This window comes from Oharaeibacter diazotrophicus (assembly GCF_004362745.1).
GTDB lineage: Bacteria > Pseudomonadota > Alphaproteobacteria > Rhizobiales > Pleomorphomonadaceae > Oharaeibacter > Oharaeibacter diazotrophicus.
The window spans coordinates 201,841-222,698 of sequence record NZ_SNXY01000010.1; the positions used below are offsets into that span (position 1 = coordinate 201,841).

Consider the following 20,858-nt stretch of genomic DNA (forward strand, 5'->3'; position numbering starts at 1 on the left):
CGCCGTTCCGACCTCCGGTCGGAGCGGCGTGGGGGAGGAGCGCCCGACCGGGCGCCGGCCGAATGGCCGTAACCTCGCGAGCTTCCGACGTGTCGGGAGCTCGCGAGACCGGATAGTGGCCGATCAGGCGCGGTCGAGCGCGCCGAGGAGGTCGGCGATCAGATCGTCGGGGTGCTCGAGGCCGACCGAGAGGCGCAGGAGGCCCTGGCCGATGCCGAGTTCCTGCCGGGCCTCTTCCGAGAGACGCTGGTGCGTGGTGGTCGCCGGATGGGTAATGAGGCTCTTGGCGTCGCCGAGGTTGTTGGAGATCTTGACGATCCCGAGCGCGTTCTCGACCGCGAAGGCGGCTTCCTTGCCGCCGGCGACCTCGAAGGCGACCATGGTCGAGCCCTTGACCATCTGCCGGGTGCAGAGATCGGCCTGGGGATGGTCGGGATCGCCGGGGTAGATCACCTTGGCGACCTTCGGGTGGCGCTTCAGCGCGGCGGCGACCTTGCCGGCGCTGTCGGTCTGGCGCTCGACGCGCAGCCCCAGGGTCTCGAGGCCCTTCAGCAGGACCCAGGCGTTGAACGGGCTCATCGACGGGCCGGTCTGGCGGATGAAGACCTGGAGGTGCTTGTCGAGGAACTCCTGCGAGCACAGCACCACGCCGCCGAGACAGCGGCCCTGGCCGTCGATGTGCTTGGTGGCCGAGTAGCACACCACGTCGGCGCCGAGCGTCAGCGGCTTCTGCCACATCGGGGTGGCGAACACGTTGTCGACCACGAGGCGGGCGCCGGCGGCGTGGGCGATTTCGGCGACGGCGGCGATGTCGACCACCTCGAGGGTCGGGTTGGTCGGGCTCTCGAGGAAGAAGGCCTTGGTGTTCGGCCGGACCGCGGCTTCCCAGGCGGCGAGGTCGCGCCCGTCGACCAGGGTGCATTCGACGCCGAAGCGCGGACAGAGGTCCTCGACGATGTAGCGGCACGAGCCGAACAGGGCGCGGGCGGCGACGACGTGGTCGCCGGCCGAAACCTGCGACAGGATCGCGGCGGTGACCGCGGCCATGCCGGTGGCGGTGGCGCGCGCCACCTCGGCGCCCTCGAGGATCGCCATGCGCTCCTCGAACATGGTCACGGTCGGGTTGGAGAAGCGCGAATACTGGTAGCCCGGGCTCTTGTTGAGGAAGCGCGCCTCGGCCTCCTCGGCGCTGGCGTAGACATAGCCCTGGGTCAGGAACAGCGCCTCCGACGTCTCGCCGAAGGCCGATCGCATCGTGCCGCCGTGCACCAGGGCAGTGTCGGGATGCCAGCGGCGTGCGTCGTTCGTCATGGGTCCGGTCCTCGCGGCAGGTCCGCCGGAAACGAAAAACCCGGCGGGCGGATGTGCCGAGCCGGGTGCGAAGGAGATCGCGTCGTCCGTCCCGGCCTTTTAGCGACGTTGTTTAGCGTGGCGGCAAGCCGGCCGGCTCAAAGAACCACGTGGGCGAGGGGATAGGGGAAAAGCGCGGGGCGGTCAAGGTGGTGGCAGGGCCGCGGCGGGGTGGGCGTGTGGGCGCGCGGAGGATCGGGCTCACGGTGGTCGGATCGAGGCCGCGAAGGCGCGGCTTCTACCCTCCCCCTCGTGGGGAGGGTCGACGGCCGTGAGGCCGGCGGGGTGGGGTAGCGCCGAGGTTCGGGGGCCGGGCGATCGCGCCGGAGGCGTCGCGCTCGTGCGGGCGTGCATCCCGCAGACGTCGCGCCACCCCACCCCGGCGCTACCGCGCCGACCCTCCCCACGAGGGGGAGGGTAGATCGTCGGCCTTCGTCGGCGGGGGCGGCCCCCTCTCCTTGTCCCTCGCCCTCCAGGGGGGAGGGGATGCAGCGGGCCTTGCGTTGGAGTGGGGTTTCTTCCTTCCACTAACAGTCAATCTGTTATTCCATAGCAAGTCGTTAGATTTGCATTGTATCAATTCTGTGAAACTGCATTCAAAGACCAAAATAGTGATGAAAATAGTATTCTATTTTTAACTGATTGATCCTCTGTTTCATGTTTTAAGATTTGAGATATGTATGATTCCTCGTGTTGAATGTTGTGCATATAAATCTCGATTTCGAGACAGGGATTTGATTGGGAATTGCGAAGGATTTTGTTCAGGTGACCGACAATTGTCGCAAAACAAAAGTCGGTACCTAGGAAACATAGGCGTAATATCACCACAAATGCACGAATGAAAATTCTTGGAAATCGGTGATTAGCTCGAATAAAACCCAGTTACAAGATAAAATTTCACGAAATGGTTGCAATTAAAGCCGCGATAGCTATCGCAGTGCCAATTATCCACTGCCACTGATTAAGCCAAAAGGTAACGACTACCCTTGCCGCCTTGGCTGTCCAATGCCGCTCATGATCTCCGCCGAAGACAAACACGTTTGAATCGCGCGGGTTAAAATACGGCTTCCACTCGCCCTGATACCACTTTGCAATGGCATCAATCGCCCGCTTGAGCATCGCAAACCCCACCTGTACCTGCTGGCTCGCAATTGTCTCGCATTGTAGCGAGACGGTGTCCACCGATGGCGGATTTCTGGCCTTCTGGTGCCTCGCAGTGTCACGCAACGCCACTCATGAAACGGCAGAGAACCCGTAGTGTTGCTGCCTCGTCCATGCCACTCCCTCAACCGGCCCCGTCCGGGGGGAGGGGCCGCGGTCGAGGGGAAAGCGCGCGGGCGTCGGGTGAGATTTGTCCGGTCCGCCGTCTCGACATTCCACCTCCCTGGCGTCCACACGAAGGCACCGCCGGGAACGGCTTCGCCGCGACGCTCCCGAGGGCGGCGCCGCGACCCGCTGCGGCTCGCCGCCTCGGCAAGAGGTCGTATCCTTCCGCCCCTGGACAATCGGCATTCGCGATAGTTCAATCGTTTCAGTCGATGGCTGCGCCGGGAGGGTGCCATGGTGGACGTCGGGGGGACGGCGGTGCCGTATCGGCCGCCGGTGGTGAGGGCGGTGACGGGGGCGGACATCCGGGCGGCGCTGGTCGCGGGGCTCGACGACTTCCGCGCGGCGCCGGCCTACGGGCTGTTCTTCGGGGCGGTCTACGCCCTCGGCGGCGTCCTGCTGGTGGCGGCGGTGACGGTGCTGCACATGCCCTGGCTCGGCTATCCCCTGGCGGCGGGCTTCGCGCTGGTCGGGCCGTTCGTGGCGGTCGGGCTCTACGAGGTCAGCCGGCGGATCGAGGCGGCGGCGCCGCTCTCGTGGGCCGGCGTGCTCGGCGCGGTCTGGGCGCAGCGCGGGCGGGAGTTCTCCTGGCTCGCCTTCGTGACGCTGTTCGTGTTCCTGATCTGGATGTACCAGGTCCGCCTGCTGCTGGCGCTCTTCCTCGGCTTCAAGTCCTTCGCCAGCTTCGCCGGCTTCCTGACGGTGATCTTCACCACGCCCGAGGGCCTGATGTTCCTCGCGGTCGGCCACGTCGTCGGCGCCGCGCTGTCGATCGCGGTGTTCTCGCTGACGGTGGTGTCCTTCCCGCTGCTGCTCGACCGCGACGTCGACTTCGTCACCGCCATGATCACCAGCGTCAAGGCGGTGGTGACCAGCCCGGGGCCGATGCTCGGCTGGGCCGCCGTGGTGGTGGTCTCGCTGATCCTGGCGGCGATCCCGATGTTCCTAGGCCTCGTGATCGTGCTGCCGGTGCTCGGCCACACCACCTGGCACCTCTACCGCCGTCTGGTCGCGCCCGAGCAAGGATGACGGCGGCGCCGTCTTCACACCGCCACGCCGGCGTGGTCGGATCGCCGGGTGGTGCGGTGACGGGAGATGCCGGGCATGGACTGGTGGCGGCCGGTCGACCTCTATTGCGAGCGGCTCGGGCCGGACTTCTGGGCCGAACCGGTCAACGCGCTGACCAACCTCGCCTTCGTCGCGGCCGGCCTCTACGGACTGGCGCGGGCGGTGCGGGCCGGGGCGGACGGGCTGGTCAGGCTGCTCTGCCTGTGGGTGGTGGCGATCGGGGTCGGCTCCTTCCTGTTCCACACCGTGGCGACGCCCTGGGCGGGCCTCGCCGACACGCTGCCGATCTGGAGTTTCGTCGCCGTCTACGTGCCCTTCGCGCTCCGCCGCTTCCTCGGCCTGACGCCGGGAAGGGTCGTCCTGGTGCTGGCGATCGGCGTCGCGGTCGTGGCGGCCGTGGTGGCGGCGCTGCCGCCGTGGGCGTCGGCGGCGAGCAACGGCACGGTGCAATACCTCCCGGCGGTGCTCGCGCTCGGCGCCTTCACCGTGGAACTCGCCCGCCGCGGCCATCCGGCGGGGCGCCCGGTGGCGGCCGCGGCGGCGGTGTTCGTGCCGTCGCTGGCGGCGCGCACGGCCGACATGGCGGTCTGCGCCGCGCTGCCGCTCGGCACCCACTTCCTCTGGCACCTCCTCAACGCCGCCATGCTGGCGCTGCTGCTCGTCGCGGCGGTCGACCACGGCACGCGGGCGCCCGTGGGAAAGTGATCACCCCTCCGCCGGCAACAGGGCGGTGAGCGTCTCGATGCCGTCGGCCTCGGCGGGCTTCTTGTCCCAGCGCAGCCGGGCGATCCGGGGGAAGCGCATCGCGAGGCCGGAGCGGTGGCGCGCCGAGCGGGCGAGGCCCTCGAAGGCGACCTGGAGCACGAGGCCGGCGGTCTCCTCGTGCACCACCTCGCGGACCGGGCCGAAGCGGGCGACGGTGTTCTGGCGCACGAAGCGGTCGATCTCCTTCAGCTCCTCGTCGGTGAAGCCGAAATAGGCCTTGCCGACCGGCACCAGCTCGCGGCCTTCCGGCCCGGCGCGCCAGACGCCGAATGTGTAGTCGGAATAGAAGGACGAGCGCTTGCCGTGGCCGCGCTGGGCGTACATCAGCACGGCGTCGACCTCGAAGGGATCGCGCTTCCACTTGAACCACTCGCCGCGGACCCGGCCGGGCAGGTAGGGCGCGGCGGCGCGCTTGATCATCACGCCCTCGACCGCGTCGGCGTCGGCCCCGGCGCCGTGGCCGGCGGGATCGGCGCGGGCGGCGGCAAGGTCGTCCCAGGTCGCGAACGGGACCAGCGGGGAGAGGTCGATCATCGGGTCGGCGAGCCGGGCGACCAGCGCCTCCAGACGGGCGCGGCGCTCGGTGAAGGGCAGCGGTCGGAGATCCTCGCCGCCCTCGGCGAGGAGGTCGTAGGCGCGGATGCCGGCGGGCATCTCGGAAAGCAGCTTCGGCGTCACGCTCTTGCGGTTGAGGCGCTGCTGCAGGGTGGCGAAGGGCTGGACGCGGCCGTCCTGGAGGATCAGCAGCTCGCCGTCGATCGCGCCGTCGAAGCCGAGCCGCTCGACCACGTCCGGGAAGGCGGCCGAGACGTCGTCGCCCGAGCGCGAGAACAGCCGGGCGATCCGCCGGCCGTCGCGGCCGCGGCCGGCGGCGGCCTGGACGCGGATGCCGTCCCACTTCCACTCGGCGCGGAAGAGGGCGGGGTCGAGGCCCTCCGTGTCGCGTGGCTCCAGCGGGTGGGCGAGCATCGGCGTTCGGAACGGCGCGGCGTCGACGGCGTCGGGCCGGTCGGCGCGGCCCTCGAGCCAGGCGAACAGGGCCTCGTAGGGCGGTGCGAGGCCGTGCCAGACCTCCTCGACCTCGTCGGCCTCGCGGCCGCCGAGCCGGGCGAGCGCGGTCTTGGCGAGCCGGGCCGACACGCCGATCCGGAGGCCGCCGGTGACGAGCTTCAGGAGGGCGAAGCGGCCGGCCTCGTCGAGGAGGTCGAGCCAGCGCGAAAGCAGCCGCGGGATCTCCGTGCGCGAGGCCGTCGCCAGCGCGCCGACCACCTCGGCGAGCGCCGGCGGCGGTTCGTTCGGCCGCGCCGCCGGCCCCGGCCACATCAGCGCGACGGTCTCGGAGAGGTCGCCGACATAGTCGTAGGAGAGGGCGAACAGCACCGGGTCGGTGCGCTCGGCGATCAGGGCGCGCACGAGGCCGGGCTTGGCGTTCGGCAGGTCGAGGCCGCCGGTGAGGGCGGCGAGGCCGAAGCCGCGGTCGGGATCGGGCGTCTCGCGCAGATAGCGCTCGACCAGCGCCAGCTTGGCGTTGCGCCGCGGCTCGTAGGCGAGGGCGTCGAGGAGGGCGGCGAAGCGGTTCACGGCGCCGGCTCCCCGCCGGCCGCGGACGCGTCCGGACCGGGCGCGGGGGACGCGGCGGGATCGGCGGCGGGCGCGGCGTCCTCCTCCTCGCCGTAGCCGATCAGGTGCAGCGGGCGGGCGCGGATGCCGTTCTCGCCGCACCAGTGCACCAGCGCCTCCTCCTGGCCGTGGGTGACCCAGACCTCCTCGGCCTCGGTGTCGAGGATGGTCTCGCAGAGGTCGTCCCAGTCGGCGTGGTCGGAGATCACCAGCGGCAGTTCGGCGCCGGCCTGACGGGCGCGGGCACGGATGCGCATCCAGCCGGAGGCGAAGGCGGTGACCGGGTCGGGAAAGCGCCGCGCCCAGGCGTCGCGGGTCGCCGACGGCGGGCAGATCACCAGCTTGCCGGCGAGGTCGGCCTTGTTCCGTCCGGTCGCCGGTTCGAGCGGGCCGAGCGGCACGCCGGCGGCCTCGTAGAAGCGGCAGAGCTTGTCGAGCGCGCCGTGGATCAGGATCGGCGCGTCGTGGCCGGCTTCGCGGGCGAGCGCGATCACCCGTTGCGCCTTGCCGAGCGAATAGGCGCCGACGAGATGGGCGCGCTCGGGGAAGAGCGCGAGGCTGGCGAGCAGTTTTCCGACCTCGCCGGCCGCGGGCGGGTGGCGGAACACCGGCAGCGCGAAGGTCGCCTCGGTGACGAAGGCGTCGCAGCGTACCGGCTCGAAGGCGGCACAGGTCGGGTCGCGTTCGCGCTTGTAGTCGCCGGAGATCACCACGCGGAAACCGCGCCATTCGATCAGCACCTGCGCCGAGCCGAGCACGTGGCCGGCCGGAAACAGCGTGACGTCGACCTCGCCGACGCGCACGGTCTCGCCGTAGGCGAGGGCGCGGCGGGACCCGCAGAAGCCCTCGCCGCAGCGGATCGCCATGATCGCCAGCGTCTCCTCGGTGGCGGCGACGACGCCGTGGCCGGGACGGGCGTGGTCGGAATGGCCGTGGGTGACGATCGCCCGGGCGACCGGGCGCATCGGATCGACGTGGAAGCCGCCGGGCTTGCAGTAGAGCCCGGCGGCGTCGAGGGAGAGGACGTCTTCGGCGCTGCGCATCGCCTGGAGATGTAGGGCATCGCCCCGGCCTCGCGAAGTGGGTGCGCTTCCGCTATCAAGGGGGAACGAGGGGCCGCCGGCCCCTGACGGCCTCCCTTCCCCGGCGGCCGCGACCGGGACCCGATACGCCGCGATGACCACTCCGCCCCCCGCCGACACCCAGCCCGCCGGCATCCTCCCCGCCCACCGGATCGAGGACCTGATCGCAAAGGGCGCGATCCAGGCCGGGCGCGACATCGTCGAGGGCCAGGTCCAGCCGGCGAGCCTCGACCTCCGGCTCGGCACGGTGGCGCACCGGCTGCGCGCGAGCTTCCTGCCCGGGCCGCATTCCACCGTCGCCGACAAGCTCGAGCGGCTGAAGCTGCACACCATCGACCTCACCGAGGGCGCGGTGCTCGAGACCGGCTGCGTCTATCTGGTGCCGGTGCTGGAGCGGCTGGCGCTGCCGGCCGACGTCTCGGCCTCGGCCAACCCGAAGAGCTCGACCGGCCGGCTCGACGTCTTCACCCGGGTGATCACCGACCACGGCGCCGGCTTCGACAGCGTCGCCCACGGCTATCGCGGCCCGCTCTGGGTCGAGGTCAGCCCGCGCACCTTCCCGGTGCTGGTGCGCACGGGGTCGCGGCTGTCGCAGATCCGCTTCCGCATGGGCGACGCCCGCCTCACCGACGACGAACTCGCCGCCCTGCACGCCCGCGCCCGGCTGGTCGACGCCGACCCCGCGACCTTCGAGAACGGCCTGACGCTGTCGATCGACCTGCGCCGCGAGGGCCCCGGCGCGCTGATCGGCTACCGCGCCAAGCGCCACACCGGCGTCGTCGACGTCGACGCCCGCGGCGCCGTCGACGCGCTCGACTTCTGGGAGCCGATCCACGCCCGCGGCGAGGCCTCGCTGATCCTCGACCCCGACGAGTTCTACATCCTCGCCTCGCGCGAGGCGGTGCACGTGCCGCCGGAGACGGCGGCCGAGATGGTGGCGATCGACCCGCTGGTCGGCGAATTCCGCGTCCACTACGCCGGCTTCTTCGACCCCGGCTTCGGCCACGCCGCAGCCGGCGGCCGCGGCGCCCGCGCCGTGCTCGAGGTCCGGAGCCGCGAGGTGCCCTTCATCCTCGACCACGGCCAGACCATCGGCCGCCTCGTCTACGAGCGCATGACCGAGATCCCGACGATGCTCTACGGCCAAGGCATCGGCTCCAACTACCAGGCCCAGGGCCTGAAGCTGTCGAAGCACTTCCGCTGAGGGGGGGATCGGCGCCGTCGGGCTCAGCGGTAGGCGCGCAGGTACCAGGTCTCGAAGGCGAGCTTCAGCCAGTGGAACAGCCGCGACCGCGGCAGCACGAGGTTGCGGGTCTCGCTGCGGTAGACCAGCATGCCGGTGGTCAGCGCGTCGACGATGCAGATCAGCTCGGCCTTGAAGCGCGTGGTCGGTGCGGCGCCCTTCAGGACGGCGGCGACGTTGGCCGCGACGGCCTCGGCGTGGAGGTCGGCCTGATGGCCCTGCTTGGGCAGCCAGTCCGGACCCGGATGGCTGCCGACGTCGCCGACCACCCAGACGTTCGGCCGGTCCGGCACCCGGCACGCGGCGTCGGCGACCACCATGCCGCCCGGCGACAGCGGCAGATCGGTGGCGCCGAGCCAGACCGGCCCGGTCAGGCCGGGCATGAACAGGATCATGTCGGCGTCGATCGCGCCGTCCTCGGTGACGACCCGGTTCTCCTCGAAGCGGACCAGCTTGTGGCCGAGACGGGTCTCGATCTCCCGCCGCGCCATCTCGGCGAGCAGGCCGTCGACCGCCCGCGCGCCGAGCCGGGCGCCAGGGCGCTCGGCGGGGCTGAAGAACACCAGCCGGAAGCGGTCGCGCCGGCCTTGGCGCCGCAGCAGTTCGTCGAGGATGAACAGATACTCGAACATCGGCCCGCCGCGCATGGCGCCCTGCTCGGCCGGGTTGGTGGCGAAGCCGATCGCGACGGTGCCGCCGTCGAGGCCGCGGAGCCGGGTGTCGACCGCCTCGGCGGCCGAGAGACCGTCGCAGGGCACGATGGCGTGCTCGATGCCCGGCAGCTTGCGCAGGAAGCGGGCGCCGGAGGCGATCACCAGATGGTCGTTGCGGTATTCGCCGGCGTCGGTGAGCACGGTGCGGCCGCCGTCGGCGAGGCCGGTGACCGAGGCCGCGACGTGGCGGACCCTGTGGCGCGCGAAGAAGGCGCCGAGGTCGACGGTGAGATCGGCGCGCCGCCGCCCGCCCGAGGGGATCCAGATGCTGCTCGGCAGATAGTGCAGTTCCGGGCGCGGCGAGATCACGGTGATCGGGTCGGAGACGCCGCGCCGACGCAACGCGCGGACGGTGGTCAGGCCCCCGAAACCCGAGCCGATGATGGTGATCTCCGCCATGTCGTCGTCCCTCCGTCGCCCGCACGGACCCGGTCGGCCGCGCTACCGGGGAGACCGCTTCATATCATTGAATTAGAGAATACTAATATTAAGGGCGATCACGAATGCGTGCGCGGGGGAGGCCGAGAGGGCGGTGCGGGGCGGGAAGGGACGATCCGGCGGGGAACGGAAGCGGGCCCGGCGGGGGTGGCCGAACAGTGTGGCGGAGGCAGAGGCCGCGGGGGCCGTCCGGGCCTCGGGCGTGGGGCACGCGGGGATCCGGCGGCGGACGGACGGCCGGTCGGTACAGCCTGCGCGGCAGTCCCGGAGCCGGCTCAGTATCCGCAGCGCAGGCCGACGCGGACACGCCAGCGCGCCGGGCCGTTCTCGGCGTAGGACCAGGTGAAGCGGCCGGGCAGCATCGCCTCGAGCAGGTGCCAGACGTCGATCGGATCCTCCTCGGCGACCAGTTCCAGCGCGCCGCCGGACCGCATCTCGCCGACCGCGCCGGCGATCATCGCCTTCCAGAACGACGGCGGGATGTTGCCGATGTCCACGGACCGGACCCGTGGTCCGTCCTCGGCGAGGGGCGCGGGCATCGCGGCGGGTCTCCTTCGGGGCAGTGCGCGTGACGGGACCATGACGCCTCCGCCGCCGCGCATCCTTGCGGAATCGCAAATTCGGCGCGCTGTCGCCCCGGACTTTCGGAGGAGAGGGGGTGGGGCGATGGGGCGGCGGGGCGCACTCGCGGTGCGTCGGGACCAGGAACGCGAGGGCACGGCGTCGGCGGGGAGGACGCCCCGACCGGCGGGGTGGTCTCGTCGTCAAACGGCCCGGCGCAGGGCGTCGGCGCCACCCCACCCCGCCGGCCTCTCGGCCGTCGACCCTTCCCACGAGTGGAAGGATGAACGGCGGCTTCGAGCGATCGCCCGCGCCGCGCCGATCCGTCTTGACATCCGCTGCCCGGCCCTGCGATCAAGGATGCCGACGCGGGTGTAGCTCAATGGTAGAGCGAGAGCTTCCCAAGCTCCAGACGAGGGTTCGATTCCCTTCACCCGCTCCAGTCTCCCGGGTTCGGCCTCGCCGTGACGTGGCATCGTCTCGCTGCATTCTTGTCGTCGGTTGCCCGCCGGCCGACGCGCGAGCGCGCCGGGCAGGCCCGCGTCGGCGCACACGGGCCTGACGTGGACTGTCGTATCCTGAGCCACCAGGGAACGGCCGACCTCCGGTTCGGGATGACCCATGACGAGGTTCGTATCGCACTGGGGGCCTCGCGGACGAAGTTCAAGCGCTCGCCGTCGTCGGAGAAGCCGGCCGACGACCTCTACAAAGAGGCCGGGTTGTTCTGCTACTACGACAGGGACGGAAAGCTGGAGGCGATCGAGTTCTTCCGGCCGGCCACACCGGAGATCGCGGGCATCGCCTTGTTCGACGTCGACCTGTCGACCGCCCGGACCGTCGTATCTCGCCTGGACCCGAATCTGGAGGTCGATTCCGCCGGCTTCACGTCCCGTCTGCTGGGTGTCGGGGTGTACGCGCCGCTGGCGAAGGACGACGAGACCGCGCCGATCGAGGGTGTGATCGCCTTTCGGCCGGGATATTATGACGACTAGCGGCCCGGGCCTGCTGTGGCCGGATGGTTTCCCGAGTCCAATTGTGGTCGGGGACGGGGATTCCTTATCGTTGAGGCCGTCGAAGAGGCCGTGTTCGGGTTTTTCGTGGTGCTCGACGGAGACAAGGTCATCGACAACGACGGTGGGCGTTTCGAACTGACGTACATCTCGGATCGGCGGGTGCTGCTGAACGACGTCGAAAAGATTTGTCTGCACGACATATTCAACGCCAAATGACGAGACACGGCGTCCGTCGGGTGTGCCGCCCGCCTTGGACGGCCGCTATCCCCTCCTCCGCTTCCGCCTCTTCCCTTTTCCCTTCCTCCCCTTGCGCGCCTCGAAGGCCGTGTGCGGGGTCTTGGCCCAGAAGTGCGGGCGGCGGACGAGGTCGACGAGGGCGGTCCAGGAAGCGGCGGAGGTGAGGAGCCAGTAGAGCGGCAGGGCGAAGGCCCAGGGCACGAGATGGCGCCGCTCGGTGCGGCGGAGGACGGCGAGGGCGAGCGCGACGTTGCCGGCGTAGCCGGCGACGACGCCGGTGGCCGCGGCGACCACGACGACGTCGCCGAGGAAGCCGCGGTCGGCGTCGAAGCTGCGCAGGCCGGAGAGGTGCAGGCCGACCAGGATCAGTCCGGCCGGGTGCAGAAGGCCGGCGAGCACGGTGGCGGCGAAATGGACCTGGAGCGCGGCGAAGCCGCCGGGGCCGATCTCGCGATAGAGCGTCGCCGGCCGCCGCATCGCCACCAGCCAGGTCGCGACCCAGCCCTTGATCCAGCGCACCCGCTGCGGCAGCCAGACCGAGAGCCGCGCCGGCGCCTCCTCGCGGGTGAAGCTGTCGACGACGTCGGCCGTGAAGCCGAAGCGGGCGAGGCGCAGGCCGAGGTCGGCGTCCTCGGTGACGTTCCAGGGATCCCAGCCGCCGCAGGCGTCGAGCGCCACCCGCTTGAAATGGTTCGAGGTTCCCCCGAGCGGCAGCGGCAGTCGGTTGTGGCCGAGCCAGGGCAGCAGGCCGTCGAACAGGCAGGCGTACTCGATCGCGAACAGCCGCTGCAGCGCCACCTCGGTGCGGTCGATCACGAGGCGCGCCTGGACGCAGGCGAGATGGTCCGGTCCGCGCGCGAAAGCGGCGGCGGCGGCGCGCAACTGGCCGGGGTCCGGCCGGTCCTCGGCGTCGTAGACGGTGACGAGGTCGCCGCGCGAGAAGGCGAGGGCGTAGGCGAGCGCCCGCGGCTTGGTGCGCGGCCGCCCGTCCGGCACGGCGACGACGCGGAAGCCGCGCCGGCCGGCGACGGCGCGCTCGGCCGCGGCGAGCGTGCCGGCGTCGCCGGCCTCGATCACCAGCACGACCTCGCGCCGCGCGGGCGGATAGTCGAGCGCGGCGAGGGCGGCGACCAGGGTCTCGACCATCGCCTCCTCGCGATGCAGGGCGGCGAGGACGGTGTAGGCCGGCAACTCGTCGTCGGCGAGCGGGGCGACGCTGCGCGGCGGCGGCGCCTCGACGGTGGCGAGCAGGCGGACCCAGCCGCAGCCGAGGAAGGCGAAGGCCGAGATCGCGAACACCGCGAGGCCGGCGCCGGGCAGGAGGTCGAAGGCGCCGAGCAGCAGCAGGGCGGCGCCGCCGAGCAGGGCGGTGGCCTGCGGCCGGGAGGGGATCCGCGCTGCCGACAGGGCGGGGTCGAGCCGCTCCAGCCGGCCGGTGGTCTCGGCGATCACGGTCGCGGCGATCGCGGCGCGCAGCGCCCGCTCGAGCCGGCGCCGGGTCGTGACCACGACCGGACGGGCGGTGGCGGCGCCGTCGAGGCGCAGCCGGGCCGGATCGTCGCCCGGACCGAACGCCACCGCGGTGCGGCGCGCACCGCCGATCCGGACGCGGGCCGCCCCGAGGCCCGCCGCCATCCGCGGCCGCAGGCCGGCGGGCGCCTCGATCTCCGCGACCTCGTCGACGCGCACGAAGGGCAGGCCGGCCCGCTCGGCCGCGAGCGCGGCGAGCACGTCCTCGCCGTCGGGGCGGCCGCGGGCGAGGACCGCGACCGGATCGGCCTCGCGGGCGGCGCGGACGACCGCGTCCGGCCCGAACGGCCCGGGATCCCAGGCCTTCGCGGCGCCGGCGAGGGCGGGGTCGACGAGCACCCGGCCGGCGAGCCGCGGCTCGCGCGCGATCAGCGCGGCGATCTCCGCGGCGGCGGCTATCTCCGGCGCGAGCGCGATCAGGGTGCGACGCCCGCGGTCCGAGGTGCCGGCGACGGCGAGCGGCAGCGGCACCGCGACGGTGTCGAGCAGGTGCACCAGCGCCGGCGTCGCGACGACGGGAGCGAATCCTTGCGCCGCGTCGCGCCGGTCGGCAACGTCGTGGGGGACCGTCGTTCCGGATACGGCGGAAGCGTCCACGGGCAGGCCAACTCGCGGATGCGGATCGGGGATGCGCTCGCAACCATGTTACAGCTCAAAGTTATCTTGTCCATGGCGGCGATGGTGCTCGGCTCGGTTGTTCTCGCGAGGGCCGCGACGGCGACCGAGCCGTCGTCGTTGCAGGCACCGCCGCGCTTCGTGCCGCCGCGGGCCGGCACGGCTCCGGTGGAGAGCCCGGGCGCGATCCGCTTCGTCACCACCGACGACTTCCCGCCCTTCGGCTTCGTCGACGGCGCCGGGACGCTGACCGGCTTCGACGTCGAACTGGCGCGCGCGCTTTGCCGCCGGCTCGCGGTGCCCTGCACGATCCAGGTCCGGCCGTTCCCGCTGCTCGTCGACGCGCTGGTGACCAACACCGCCGACGCCGCGCTCGGCGGTGTGCGCGACACCCCGCGGCTCCGCCGCTTCGCCGCGCACACCGCGAGCTACCTGCGCCTGCCCGCCCGCTTCGTGACGCGGCGCGCCGACGTGGTCGACGCCCGGCCGGAGACGCTGGCGGGGCGCGCCGTCGCGGTGGCGCGCGAGACCCGCACCGCCGACTTCCTGGTGGACTTCTTTCCCGAGACGAAGCGAATCGAAGTGGAGGACGACGCCGCCGCGCTGGCGGCGGTGAAGGAGGGCCGTGCCGACGCCGCCTTCGTCGGCGCGCTCGGCGCCTCGTTCTGGCTGGCCGGGCCGGCGAGCGCCGACTGCTGCGCCTTCGCCGGCGGCGCCTGGACCGAGCCGGCCTATTTCGGCGCCGGCCCGTCGATCGCCGTCCGTGCCGACGACGGCCGCCTGCGCGCCGCCCTCGACGACGCCCTGCGCGGCCTCGACGCCGACGGCACGCTGGCCGACCTGACGCTGCGCTTCTTCCCGGTCGGGCTCTACTGAGCCCCGGCCACGGTCTCGGCGGGCGCGGTCGCGAGGATGGCGGCGACGAATGCGTCGACCGCGTCGTCGAGGCGGCCGCCGTTGTCGACGGCGACGACGTCGTCGCCCCGGACCGGGACCGCCGCCGCGGCGAGCCGCCGCTCGATGGCGTCGGAATCCTCGCGGCCGCGGGCGGCGAGGCGGGCGCGCAGCACCGCGGTCGGGCAGGTGACGGCGACGACGGTCAGCGCCGGGAACACCGCGCGCGCCCGGTCGAGCGCGCCGCGCGACAGGTTGGCGACCACGATCCGGCCAGCGGCGACGTCGGCGACCGCCCGCGCGGGGATGCCGTAGAAGAGCCCGTGGGCGCCCCAGTGCAGCGCGAAGGCGCCGGCCGCGATCGCGGCGGGGAAGCAGGCGGCGTCGAGCGTGTCGTGGTCCTCGTTGCCGCCGTCGGCGCGGCTGACGACGCGGCGGACGAAGACGACGCGGTCGTCGCCCGCGAGGCGTGACCGCGCCGCGGCGATCAGCGTGTCCTTGCCGGCCCCGGACGGGCCGACGACGGCGACGAAGCGGCCGGTCACGACACCCGTCTCCCCTGGCGCCAGACCGCGCGCACCAGCGGCACCTCGTGGTCGGTGCGGACGCGGACGAGGTCGCCGCGCCGGCCGGGCTCGATCACGCCGCGGTCGTGGAGGCCGGCGGCGGCGGCGGGGTTGCGGGTGACGGTGGCGATCGCCGCCGGCAGCGACAGCACGCCGTCCTCGGCCGCCATGAAGGCGGCGTGGATCAGCGAGAACGGCACGTAGTCCGACGACAGGATGTCGAGGAGGCCGGCCTCGATCAGCGAACGCGCCGAGACGTTGCCGCTGTGCGAACCACCGCGCACGTAGTTGGGCGCGCCCATCAGGATCTTCAGGCCGGCGGCGTGGGCGGCCTCCGCGGCCTCGCGCGTGGTCGGGAACTCGGCGAGCGACACGCCGTGGTCGACGCTCTCGGCGACATGGGCGGCGGTGGCGTCGTCGTGCGAGGCGATCACGATGCCGGCGGCGCGGCAGCGCTCGGCGATGGCGCGCCGGTGCGGTTCGGCGTGGATCTCCGACAGCCGCCGCCGCTCGGCGATCATCGCCTGATAGGCCGTCTCGGTCATCCCGGTCTTGCCCATGTAGTAGACGCGGTGATGGTCGAGCGAGACGAACTGGCGTTGGCCGGGGGTGTGGTCCATCAGCGAGGCGAGGCGGACGCGGTCGTCGCCCTCGAACAGGGCGAAGGCCTCGAGCGCGTCCGGCGCCGACACCTCGCAGCGCAGGTGGATGAAGTGGTCGGCGCGCAGCCGGTCGGCGGCGACGCCGGCCTCGATGGCGTCGGCGAGCCGGCGCATGTCGGCGCTCTCGAGCTCGTCGTCGGGGCCGCGGCCGCAGCGCAGCGCGTCGAACACCGTGGTGATGCCGGAGGCGGCGACCTGGGCGTCGTGGGCCTGCACCGAGGCGAGCGGGTTCCAGCGCACCTTCGGCCGCGGCGCGTAGTGGTTCTCGAGGTGGTCGGTGTGCAGCTCGACGATGCCGGGCACGACGTGGTCGCCGTCGAGGTCCTCGCCGAGGGCGGAGACGCCCTCGTCGACCGCGGCGACGACGCCGTCGCGCACCACGACGGTGCCGTGGACGACGCGGTCGGCGAGCACGATGCGCGCGTTGGTGAGGATCAGGTCGGCGGTCATGTCGGCTCCGGTCAGGCGTCGGCGAGACGCCGGGTCTCCAGCACGGCGAAGGGCGCGCCGGGCGCGGGCTCGGCGAACAGGGCGAGGGTGTCGATCGCGATCGGCTCGGCGACGGCGGCGGCGAAATGCGCCTTGGCGGCGGTTTCCAGCCGGTCGGCCTCTTCGCCGGCGACGCGCCCGGTCAGCGTCATGTGGAAGCGGAACTCGTCGAAGACGTAAGGATAGCCCCAGGCGGCGAGCAGTTCGTCCTGGCGCGCCGAGAGTCCGGCGCGGCGGCGCCGGGCGATCTCGTCGGCTGAGGCGGGGGCGCGGAAGGCGTCGAAGGCGCTGACGCAGGCGCCGGCGAGGCCGTCGAGGTCGAGCGTCTCGACGACGGGCGTCAGCGCGAGGAAGCCGTCGACGCGGGCGACGGCGAGGTCGAGCGCGATCGCGGGGCGGACGGCGGCGAAGTCGCGGAAGGCGGCGCGGAGGTCGGCCTCGCGCCGGCCCGGCGCCAGCGCGAAGGGCGGCTTCAGCGTGGCGTGCCAGCCGTAGCGGCGCGGCTCGGCGGTCACGGTGGCGAAGCGGTCGGGATCGACGCCCTCGACCGCGGGCAGCGGGCGGTCGGTGCCGGCGTGGGCGCAGCGGCCGAGCCAGTCGGCGCCCGCCTCGGCGAGCGCGCTGCCGGGCGGGGGGGCGAAGTAGACGGCGTAACGCATGGCGGACCCGGATTCCTGTCGAGGGCCCGGCACCGGCACCCCGCGTCCCGCACGCGCGTCCGGTGGGGCGGCCACCTGGAAACGGCCGCGGACCCTCCTCGTCCCGCAAGCCCATGACCGATCGGCGTGACCGCAAGATGACGGATCGCCGAACGTGTCGCCATGCTAGCGCGCGGCCGGCCGGCGATGAAGCCTCGGAAGGTGGGGCGATACGGAAGGAGGGGGTGGTGGCGGCGAATCGTGCGCGCCGTCCGGTCGGCCGTCACGGAGGCGCGCCGGTCCGCGGTGCCCGTCGCCGCGTGCTTTCGGCACGCTCTTCTCGACAGCGCGGCGGCTGCCGGCTTAGCCTTGCCGGATCGGTCCAACCGGCCGCGCGCCGCGGCGATTCGGAACGCTGTGCCGGCGCGGGGGCGGACCCGCATTTCGCGCAGGCCTCGCTTCCGGGAACCCCATCATGTCCGACTGGCTCGTCTCCCTCGCCGCCGCTCGCGAGGCCCTGTTCGAGGCCGATCATCCCTTCGCGGTGCTGATGAAGGCCGGCACCATGTCGGTCGAACTCTATTCGCCGGTCGGCACCGACGAGCAGACCCCGCACGCCCAGGACGAGCTCTACGTGATCGTTCAGGGCACCGGCATGTTCAACCGCGCCGGCGAGCGCCGTCCGTTCCAGCCGAACGACGTCATCTTCGTGCCCGCCGGCATGGAACACCGCTTCGAGGGCTTCTCCGACGACTTCCAGACCTGGGTGATCTTCTGGGGGCCGAAGGGCGGGGAGGCGGCCGCGGGGTGAGCGGCCGCCGGATCGCGTCGCCCGACCCGCTCAGGAGCAGCCGAGCACGTTGAAGGTGAGGTTGTAGAGCAGGAACCAGCCGTTGCCGGTCATGTCGACGCGGATCGACTTCACCTCCACCGGCGGGAAGCGCACGAACAGCGGCGACGCCACCGTGCCTGCGCCGCCCGGCGAGAAGTCGCGGCCGACCGCGACACCGCGGAGATCGAGCAGCGTCACCGTCGTGCCGTCGGGCTTCTTGGCCGTGATGGCGACGCGCGAGCCGACGGTCGTCATGTCCGAGCCGGCCTGTCCGAGCGAGAAGCCGTAGAGGGTCGCCGGCTTTGTCAGGTTGCGCTGGACATAGGCCTTGCCGTTCTTCGCGTTGCTCCAGCGGCCGCCGAAGAAGGGGTCGCCGACGAGGGTGTGGGTGCTGTCGTAGAAGGTGGTGCCGGCGAGCGCCGGGCAGGGCGGCGCGGCCGACGCCGCGGTGGCCGCGACCACGAGGGCCGTCGACAGGACGGCGGCGATCATCGTCTTCATGGCAGGTCTCCCCCGCGGGAACCGGCCGGCGCCGGTGACGCCGGACCGTCCCACCGAAGAGGTGGGGCGTGCGCCGGTCCGGTGCGATCCGGATCTTCACCATTGCGAAACGATACGGGGTGAGCCCCTCAGCGCCGCCAGCGCCCGGCCTGCTCGTCGTCGGCGCTCTTCGCCGCGACCCAGCCGGCGTCGCCGCCTTCCGCGAGGTGTTCCTTCTTCCAGAACGGGGCGCGGGTCTTGAGGAAGTCCATCAGGAATTCGGCGGCGGCGAAGGCCGAGCCGCGGTGCGGCGAGGCGGTGGCGACGAGCACGATGCGGCCGCCGGGCGCGATGCGGCCGAAGCGGTGGATCACGGTGACAGCGGTGAGGTCGGGCCAGCGCAGGGCCGCCTCGGCGGCGACGCGGCCGATCTCGGCCTCGGCCATGCCGGGATAATGCTCGAGCTCGAGCGCGGCGAGCCGGCCACCCTCGTCGCGGCAGAGGCCGAGGAAGCTCGCGACCGCGCCGACGTCGCGCCGGCCGGCGTGGAGGCGCTCGATCTCGGCGCCGACGTCGAAGTCGTCGGCCTGGACGCGGACGTCGGGCACGGCGGGCATCGCCTCAGCCCCCGGTCATCGGCGGGAACAGCGCGATCTCGCGCGGGCTGCCGAGCGGCTCGTCGTGGGCGACGTGCATCTGGTCGAGCGCGACGCGGATCGCGGCGGGCTGCTCGAGGGCGTAGGCGAAGTTGTCGCCGCGGCCGGCGAGCCAGGCGACGAGGTCGCCGACGGTGCCGAGGTGCTCGGGCAGCTCCACCGTCTCGTCGGCGAAGCCGATCCGCTCGCGGACCCAGGCGAAGTAGACGAGGCGGACGGGGGCGGTCACCGGTTCTCCTCCACGAGATGGACCAGGGCGGCGCGGAAATAGTCGTAGCCGGTGTAGAGCGTCACCAGCGCCGCGGTCCACAGCAGCGTCAGCCCGACCTCGGTGGTGCCGGGCACCAGCTTGTCGCCGGCGGGACCGGCGAGCAGGAAGCCGATCGCCACCAGCTGCGCCGTGGTCTTCCACTTGGCGAGCCGGGTCACCGGCACGCTGACCTTCAGCTCGGCCAGGAATTCGCGCAGGCCCGAGACGAACACCTCGCGCATCAGGATGATCACCGCCGCCCACATCGACCAGCCGGCGATGGTGCCGGCGCCGGCGAGCACCAGCAGGCACACGGCCACCAGCAGCTTGTCGGCGATCGGGTCGAGCATCCGGCCGAGCGAGGACTGCTGCGCCCACAGCCGGGCGAGGTAGCCGTCGAAATAGTCGGTGATCGAGGCGAAGGCGAACAGGCCGAAGGCGAGCCAGCGCCCGCCGTCGCCCTCGAGATAGAACGAGGCCGCGACCAGCGGAACGGCGACGATCCGCAGGTAGGTCAGGATGTTCGGAAGCGAGAGGGCGGTCTGCATGGACACATGGTGATGGGCGGCCATGTCCGATCCATGACACGCGGCGGGATCGCTCCGCAAGGGCGGTGGACGAGAGGACGGCGCGAGGGCCGCCCGGCGGTTCAGGGGACGGAGGTCGGGCGGGAGGGATGCGCCGTCACAAGGGCGACATTCGGCCGGGCGCCCGGCGGCGGTGGAACGGCCCCGGCCGCCGCGGTGCAGGTCCGCCCGACGTCGCCACCGCGCTCGCTCCAGGTCTTCGGCGCCATGCCGGTCACGCGCAGGAATTCGCGGTTGAAGTTGGACTTGGTGCCGAAGCCGCTCGCCAGCATCGCCTCGGTGACGCCGTCGCCGGCGTCGAGGCGGGCGCAGGCGTGGCGGACGCGCCAGCCGTTGACGAGGCGCGAGACGTTCTCGCCGGTCGCCCGGTTGACCGCGGCAGAGACCTGCTTGGCCGGCAGCGTCAGCCGGCGCGCGAGTCGGGCGAGGGTGAGGTCGGGGTCGAGATAGAGCCGGGTCTCGGCCATCAGTGCGTCGATCCGCGCCATCAGAGCGGCGTCGGCGGCGGCGATCTCCGGGGCGGTGGCGGCGGGGACGGCGGTCTCGTCCTCCTCCTCGGCCGCGGCGGCCGGCGGCGCGGCGAGCACGCCGGAGAGGGTGAGGAGGCCGATGCCGAGGAGGTTGCCGACGGTGAGCACCACCACGATCCACGGCCGCAGCCAGTCCGCCCCCGCGCCCATCGCCGCGGCCATGGCGACGTCGCCGACGGCGGAGAACAGGAGCGCGCCGGCGATCGCCCGCCAGACGAGTCCGGGCCGCTCGCCGGTGGCGAGCGACAGCCGCGGCGTCGCGTCGGCGCCGGCCCGGAGCCGCCACAGCAGAGCGCCAGCGTAGACCACGAAGACGGTGGGGATCAGGACGTCGAGGAGGAGAGGGGCGGTCAGGGTCGTGAACAGGGTGAAGGCCGGCACGGCGGCGTGCCAGAGGTCGCGGCCGGGATCGAACGGGCGCACGGCGGTGACCTGGAAGACGATCCAGGCGAGCGGCGGGATCATCGCCGCCGTCACCGGCTGGATCGGCAGGAACACCCGGTAGGACAGGATCACCGCCTGGATCGCGATGGCGCCGAGGAGGACGGCGAAGGCGGCGGGGCGGTCGCGCAGCACCAGGATGCGGAGGGCGAGATAGCCGAACACGACGGCGACGAACATCGGGACGGGCAGGACCGGCATGGGGCTCCCTCGGGGTGGACGGCGCCAGAATGGTCCGACATCCGCTTCCGGGCGACCTCTTTCCGGTTCGA

The 20,858-nt window shown here is 72.4% G+C and carries 22 protein-coding genes, 1 tRNA gene and 1 riboswitch; of the genes, 8 read left to right on the plus strand and 15 right to left on the minus strand.

The genetic code is table 11. From position 1 onward, the window contains the following. Window positions 1-123 precede the first annotated feature (123 nt). Together EDD54_RS18580 and EDD54_RS18585 are read right to left on the minus strand one after the other, a co-directional pair. Window positions 124-1,311 (minus strand): O-succinylhomoserine sulfhydrylase, encoded by a 1,188-nt coding sequence (locus tag EDD54_RS18580; RefSeq protein ID WP_126539284.1) that lies wholly within the window; start codon window positions 1,309-1,311, stop codon window positions 124-126. A gap of 79 nt (window positions 1,312-1,390) precedes the next feature. Beyond that, a riboswitch (SAM riboswitch) is annotated at window positions 1,391-1,470 on the minus strand. Between the two features lie 777 nt (window positions 1,471-2,247). Next, the gene (locus tag EDD54_RS18585; protein WP_126539282.1) at window positions 2,248-2,532 is read right to left on the minus strand and encodes a hypothetical protein; all 285 of its coding nucleotides are present in this window, start codon (window positions 2,530-2,532) and stop codon (window positions 2,248-2,250) included. A gap of 378 nt (window positions 2,533-2,910) precedes the next feature. On the opposite strand from EDD54_RS18585, the gene EDD54_RS18590 reads away from it, so the two are divergent. Together EDD54_RS18590 and EDD54_RS18595 are read left to right on the plus strand one after the other, a co-directional pair. Further along, window positions 2,911-3,705 carry a DUF2189 domain-containing protein gene (locus EDD54_RS18590; protein WP_133674040.1) on the plus strand — a complete coding sequence of 265 codons (795 nt, stop codon included), beginning with the start codon at window positions 2,911-2,913 and terminating at the stop codon, window positions 3,703-3,705. A 75-nt stretch (window positions 3,706-3,780) separates the two neighbouring features. After that, window positions 3,781-4,449, plus strand: a complete 669-nt coding sequence (locus tag EDD54_RS18595; RefSeq protein ID WP_126539278.1) for a ceramidase domain-containing protein — start codon at window positions 3,781-3,783, stop codon at window positions 4,447-4,449. Here the strand turns inward: EDD54_RS18595 and EDD54_RS18600 are convergent, their stop codons facing one another. After that, window positions 4,450-6,090, minus strand: a complete 1,641-nt coding sequence (locus EDD54_RS18600; RefSeq protein WP_126539276.1) for a cisplatin damage response ATP-dependent DNA ligase — start codon at window positions 6,088-6,090, stop codon at window positions 4,450-4,452. Then, a complete protein-coding gene (locus tag EDD54_RS18605; RefSeq protein WP_126539274.1) occupies window positions 6,087-7,172 on the minus strand; it encodes a ligase-associated DNA damage response exonuclease in 1,086 nt (361 codons plus the stop codon). Before EDD54_RS18605 ends, EDD54_RS18600 begins: the two co-directional genes overlap by 4 nt. A 133-nt stretch (window positions 7,173-7,305) precedes the next feature. Here EDD54_RS18605 and EDD54_RS18610 point away from each other — a divergent pair, with 133 nt between their 5' ends. Beyond that, the gene (locus tag EDD54_RS18610; RefSeq protein WP_126539272.1) at window positions 7,306-8,415 is read left to right on the plus strand and encodes a 2'-deoxycytidine 5'-triphosphate deaminase; all 1,110 of its coding nucleotides are present in this window, start codon (window positions 7,306-7,308) and stop codon (window positions 8,413-8,415) included. Between the two features lie 23 nt (window positions 8,416-8,438). Here EDD54_RS18610 and EDD54_RS18615 read toward each other — a convergent pair whose 3' ends face one another. Next, on the minus strand, window positions 8,439-9,566 hold the full coding sequence (locus EDD54_RS18615; RefSeq protein ID WP_126539270.1) for an NAD(P)/FAD-dependent oxidoreductase: 1,128 nt from the start codon (window positions 9,564-9,566) through the stop codon (window positions 8,439-8,441). Window positions 9,567-9,880: 314 nt separating this feature from the next. Next, on the minus strand, window positions 9,881-10,144 hold the full coding sequence (locus EDD54_RS18620) for a DUF2249 domain-containing protein (protein WP_165644634.1): 264 nt from the start codon (window positions 10,142-10,144) through the stop codon (window positions 9,881-9,883). Between the two features lie 390 nt (window positions 10,145-10,534). Between EDD54_RS18620 and EDD54_RS18625 the strand changes: the two genes are divergently transcribed. From EDD54_RS18625 to EDD54_RS23105, 3 genes are all read left to right on the plus strand, one after another. Beyond that, window positions 10,535-10,608, plus strand: a tRNA-Gly gene (locus EDD54_RS18625). Window positions 10,609-10,780: 172 nt separating this feature from the next. Then, entirely contained in the window at window positions 10,781-11,158 is a 378-nt protein-coding gene (locus EDD54_RS18630) for an ABC transporter ATP-binding protein (RefSeq protein ID WP_126539265.1), read from the plus strand. Between the two features lie 90 nt (window positions 11,159-11,248). Then, window positions 11,249-11,395, plus strand: coding sequence for a hypothetical protein (locus EDD54_RS23105; protein ID WP_165644635.1), 147 nt, complete (start codon window positions 11,249-11,251; stop codon window positions 11,393-11,395). Window positions 11,396-11,440: 45 nt separating this feature from the next. On the opposite strand, the gene EDD54_RS18635 is transcribed toward EDD54_RS23105, so the two are convergent. Beyond that, on the minus strand, window positions 11,441-13,543 hold the full coding sequence (locus tag EDD54_RS18635; protein WP_133674042.1) for a glycosyltransferase: 2,103 nt from the start codon (window positions 13,541-13,543) through the stop codon (window positions 11,441-11,443). 138 nt (window positions 13,544-13,681) lie between these two features. Between EDD54_RS18635 and EDD54_RS23110 the strand changes: the two genes are divergently transcribed. Further along, the gene (locus tag EDD54_RS23110) at window positions 13,682-14,437 is read left to right on the plus strand and encodes a transporter substrate-binding domain-containing protein (RefSeq protein ID WP_165645222.1); all 756 of its coding nucleotides are present in this window, start codon (window positions 13,682-13,684) and stop codon (window positions 14,435-14,437) included. Here EDD54_RS23110 and phnN read toward each other — a convergent pair. Genes phnN through EDD54_RS18655 form a run of 3 tightly spaced genes read right to left on the minus strand, consistent with a single transcriptional unit; the run spans window position 14,431 to window position 16,831 of the window. After that, complete coding sequence (phnN, locus tag EDD54_RS18645) at window positions 14,431-15,000, minus strand: phosphonate metabolism protein/1,5-bisphosphokinase (PRPP-forming) PhnN (RefSeq protein WP_245515821.1); 570 nt, start codon at window positions 14,998-15,000, stop codon at window positions 14,431-14,433. The genes EDD54_RS23110 and phnN overlap by 7 nt on opposite strands. Next, entirely contained in the window at window positions 14,997-16,133 is a 1,137-nt protein-coding gene (locus EDD54_RS18650) for an alpha-D-ribose 1-methylphosphonate 5-triphosphate diphosphatase (RefSeq protein ID WP_126539260.1), read from the minus strand. Before EDD54_RS18650 ends, phnN begins: the two co-directional genes overlap by 4 nt. Window positions 16,134-16,144: 11 nt before the next feature. Continuing rightward, window positions 16,145-16,831: a DUF1045 domain-containing protein gene (locus tag EDD54_RS18655; protein WP_126539258.1), complete on the minus strand. Its 687-nt coding sequence runs from the start codon at window positions 16,829-16,831 to the stop codon at window positions 16,145-16,147. 454 nt (window positions 16,832-17,285) lie between these two features. Here EDD54_RS18655 and EDD54_RS18660 point away from each other — a divergent pair, with 454 nt between their 5' ends. After that, window positions 17,286-17,621, plus strand: a complete 336-nt coding sequence (locus EDD54_RS18660; RefSeq protein ID WP_126539256.1) for a cupin domain-containing protein — start codon at window positions 17,286-17,288, stop codon at window positions 17,619-17,621. 30 nt (window positions 17,622-17,651) lie between these two features. Here EDD54_RS18660 and EDD54_RS18665 read toward each other — a convergent pair whose 3' ends face one another. The 5 genes from EDD54_RS18665 to EDD54_RS18685 all read right to left on the minus strand — a co-directional run bounded on the left by EDD54_RS18665 (window position 17,652) and on the right by EDD54_RS18685 (window position 20,787). Further along, the gene (locus tag EDD54_RS18665; protein WP_126539254.1) at window positions 17,652-18,143 is read right to left on the minus strand and encodes a hypothetical protein; all 492 of its coding nucleotides are present in this window, start codon (window positions 18,141-18,143) and stop codon (window positions 17,652-17,654) included. A 128-nt stretch (window positions 18,144-18,271) separates the two neighbouring features. After that, on the minus strand, window positions 18,272-18,739 hold the full coding sequence (locus EDD54_RS18670; RefSeq protein WP_126539252.1) for a molybdenum cofactor biosynthesis protein MoaE: 468 nt from the start codon (window positions 18,737-18,739) through the stop codon (window positions 18,272-18,274). A 4-nt stretch (window positions 18,740-18,743) separates the two neighbouring features. Further along, on the minus strand, window positions 18,744-19,007 hold the full coding sequence (gene moaD, locus EDD54_RS18675; protein WP_126539250.1) for a molybdopterin converting factor subunit 1: 264 nt from the start codon (window positions 19,005-19,007) through the stop codon (window positions 18,744-18,746). Then, window positions 19,004-19,582 (minus strand): CDP-diacylglycerol--glycerol-3-phosphate 3-phosphatidyltransferase, encoded by a 579-nt coding sequence (gene pgsA / locus EDD54_RS18680; RefSeq protein WP_425375007.1) that lies wholly within the window; start codon window positions 19,580-19,582, stop codon window positions 19,004-19,006. Before pgsA ends, moaD begins: the two co-directional genes overlap by 4 nt. 95 nt (window positions 19,583-19,677) lie before the next feature. Beyond that, window positions 19,678-20,787: an AraC family transcriptional regulator gene (locus EDD54_RS18685; protein ID WP_126539248.1), complete on the minus strand. Its 1,110-nt coding sequence runs from the start codon at window positions 20,785-20,787 to the stop codon at window positions 19,678-19,680. Window positions 20,788-20,858 lie beyond the last annotated feature (71 nt).

Coding starts and splice junctions, on each gene's coding strand:
- EDD54_RS18685 (WP_126539248.1), bottom strand. CDS start 20,787: ATGCCGGTCCTGCCCGTCCCGATGTTCGTCGCCGTCGTGTTCGGCTAT.
- EDD54_RS18670 (WP_126539252.1), bottom strand. CDS start 18,739: ATGCCCGCCGTGCCCGACGTCCGCGTCCAGGCCGACGACTTCGACGTC.
- EDD54_RS18610 (WP_126539272.1), top strand. CDS start 7,306: ATGACCACTCCGCCCCCCGCCGACACCCAGCCCGCCGGCATCCTCCCC.
- EDD54_RS18630 (WP_126539265.1), top strand. CDS start 10,781: ATGACCCATGACGAGGTTCGTATCGCACTGGGGGCCTCGCGGACGAAG.
- EDD54_RS18595 (WP_126539278.1), top strand. CDS start 3,781: ATGGACTGGTGGCGGCCGGTCGACCTCTATTGCGAGCGGCTCGGGCCG.
- EDD54_RS18580 (WP_126539284.1), bottom strand. CDS start 1,311: ATGACGAACGACGCACGCCGCTGGCATCCCGACACTGCCCTGGTGCAC.
- EDD54_RS18650 (WP_126539260.1), bottom strand. CDS start 16,133: ATGACCGCCGACCTGATCCTCACCAACGCGCGCATCGTGCTCGCCGAC.
- EDD54_RS18665 (WP_126539254.1), bottom strand. CDS start 18,143: ATGAAGACGATGATCGCCGCCGTCCTGTCGACGGCCCTCGTGGTCGCG.
- EDD54_RS18660 (WP_126539256.1), top strand. CDS start 17,286: ATGTCCGACTGGCTCGTCTCCCTCGCCGCCGCTCGCGAGGCCCTGTTC.
- EDD54_RS18590 (WP_133674040.1), top strand. CDS start 2,911: ATGGTGGACGTCGGGGGGACGGCGGTGCCGTATCGGCCGCCGGTGGTG.
- EDD54_RS18605 (WP_126539274.1), bottom strand. CDS start 7,172: ATGCGCAGCGCCGAAGACGTCCTCTCCCTCGACGCCGCCGGGCTCTAC.
- EDD54_RS18620 (WP_165644634.1), bottom strand. CDS start 10,144: ATGCCCGCGCCCCTCGCCGAGGACGGACCACGGGTCCGGTCCGTGGAC.
- EDD54_RS18655 (WP_126539258.1), bottom strand. CDS start 16,831: ATGCGTTACGCCGTCTACTTCGCCCCCCCGCCCGGCAGCGCGCTCGCC.
- EDD54_RS18615 (WP_126539270.1), bottom strand. CDS start 9,566: ATGGCGGAGATCACCATCATCGGCTCGGGTTTCGGGGGCCTGACCACC.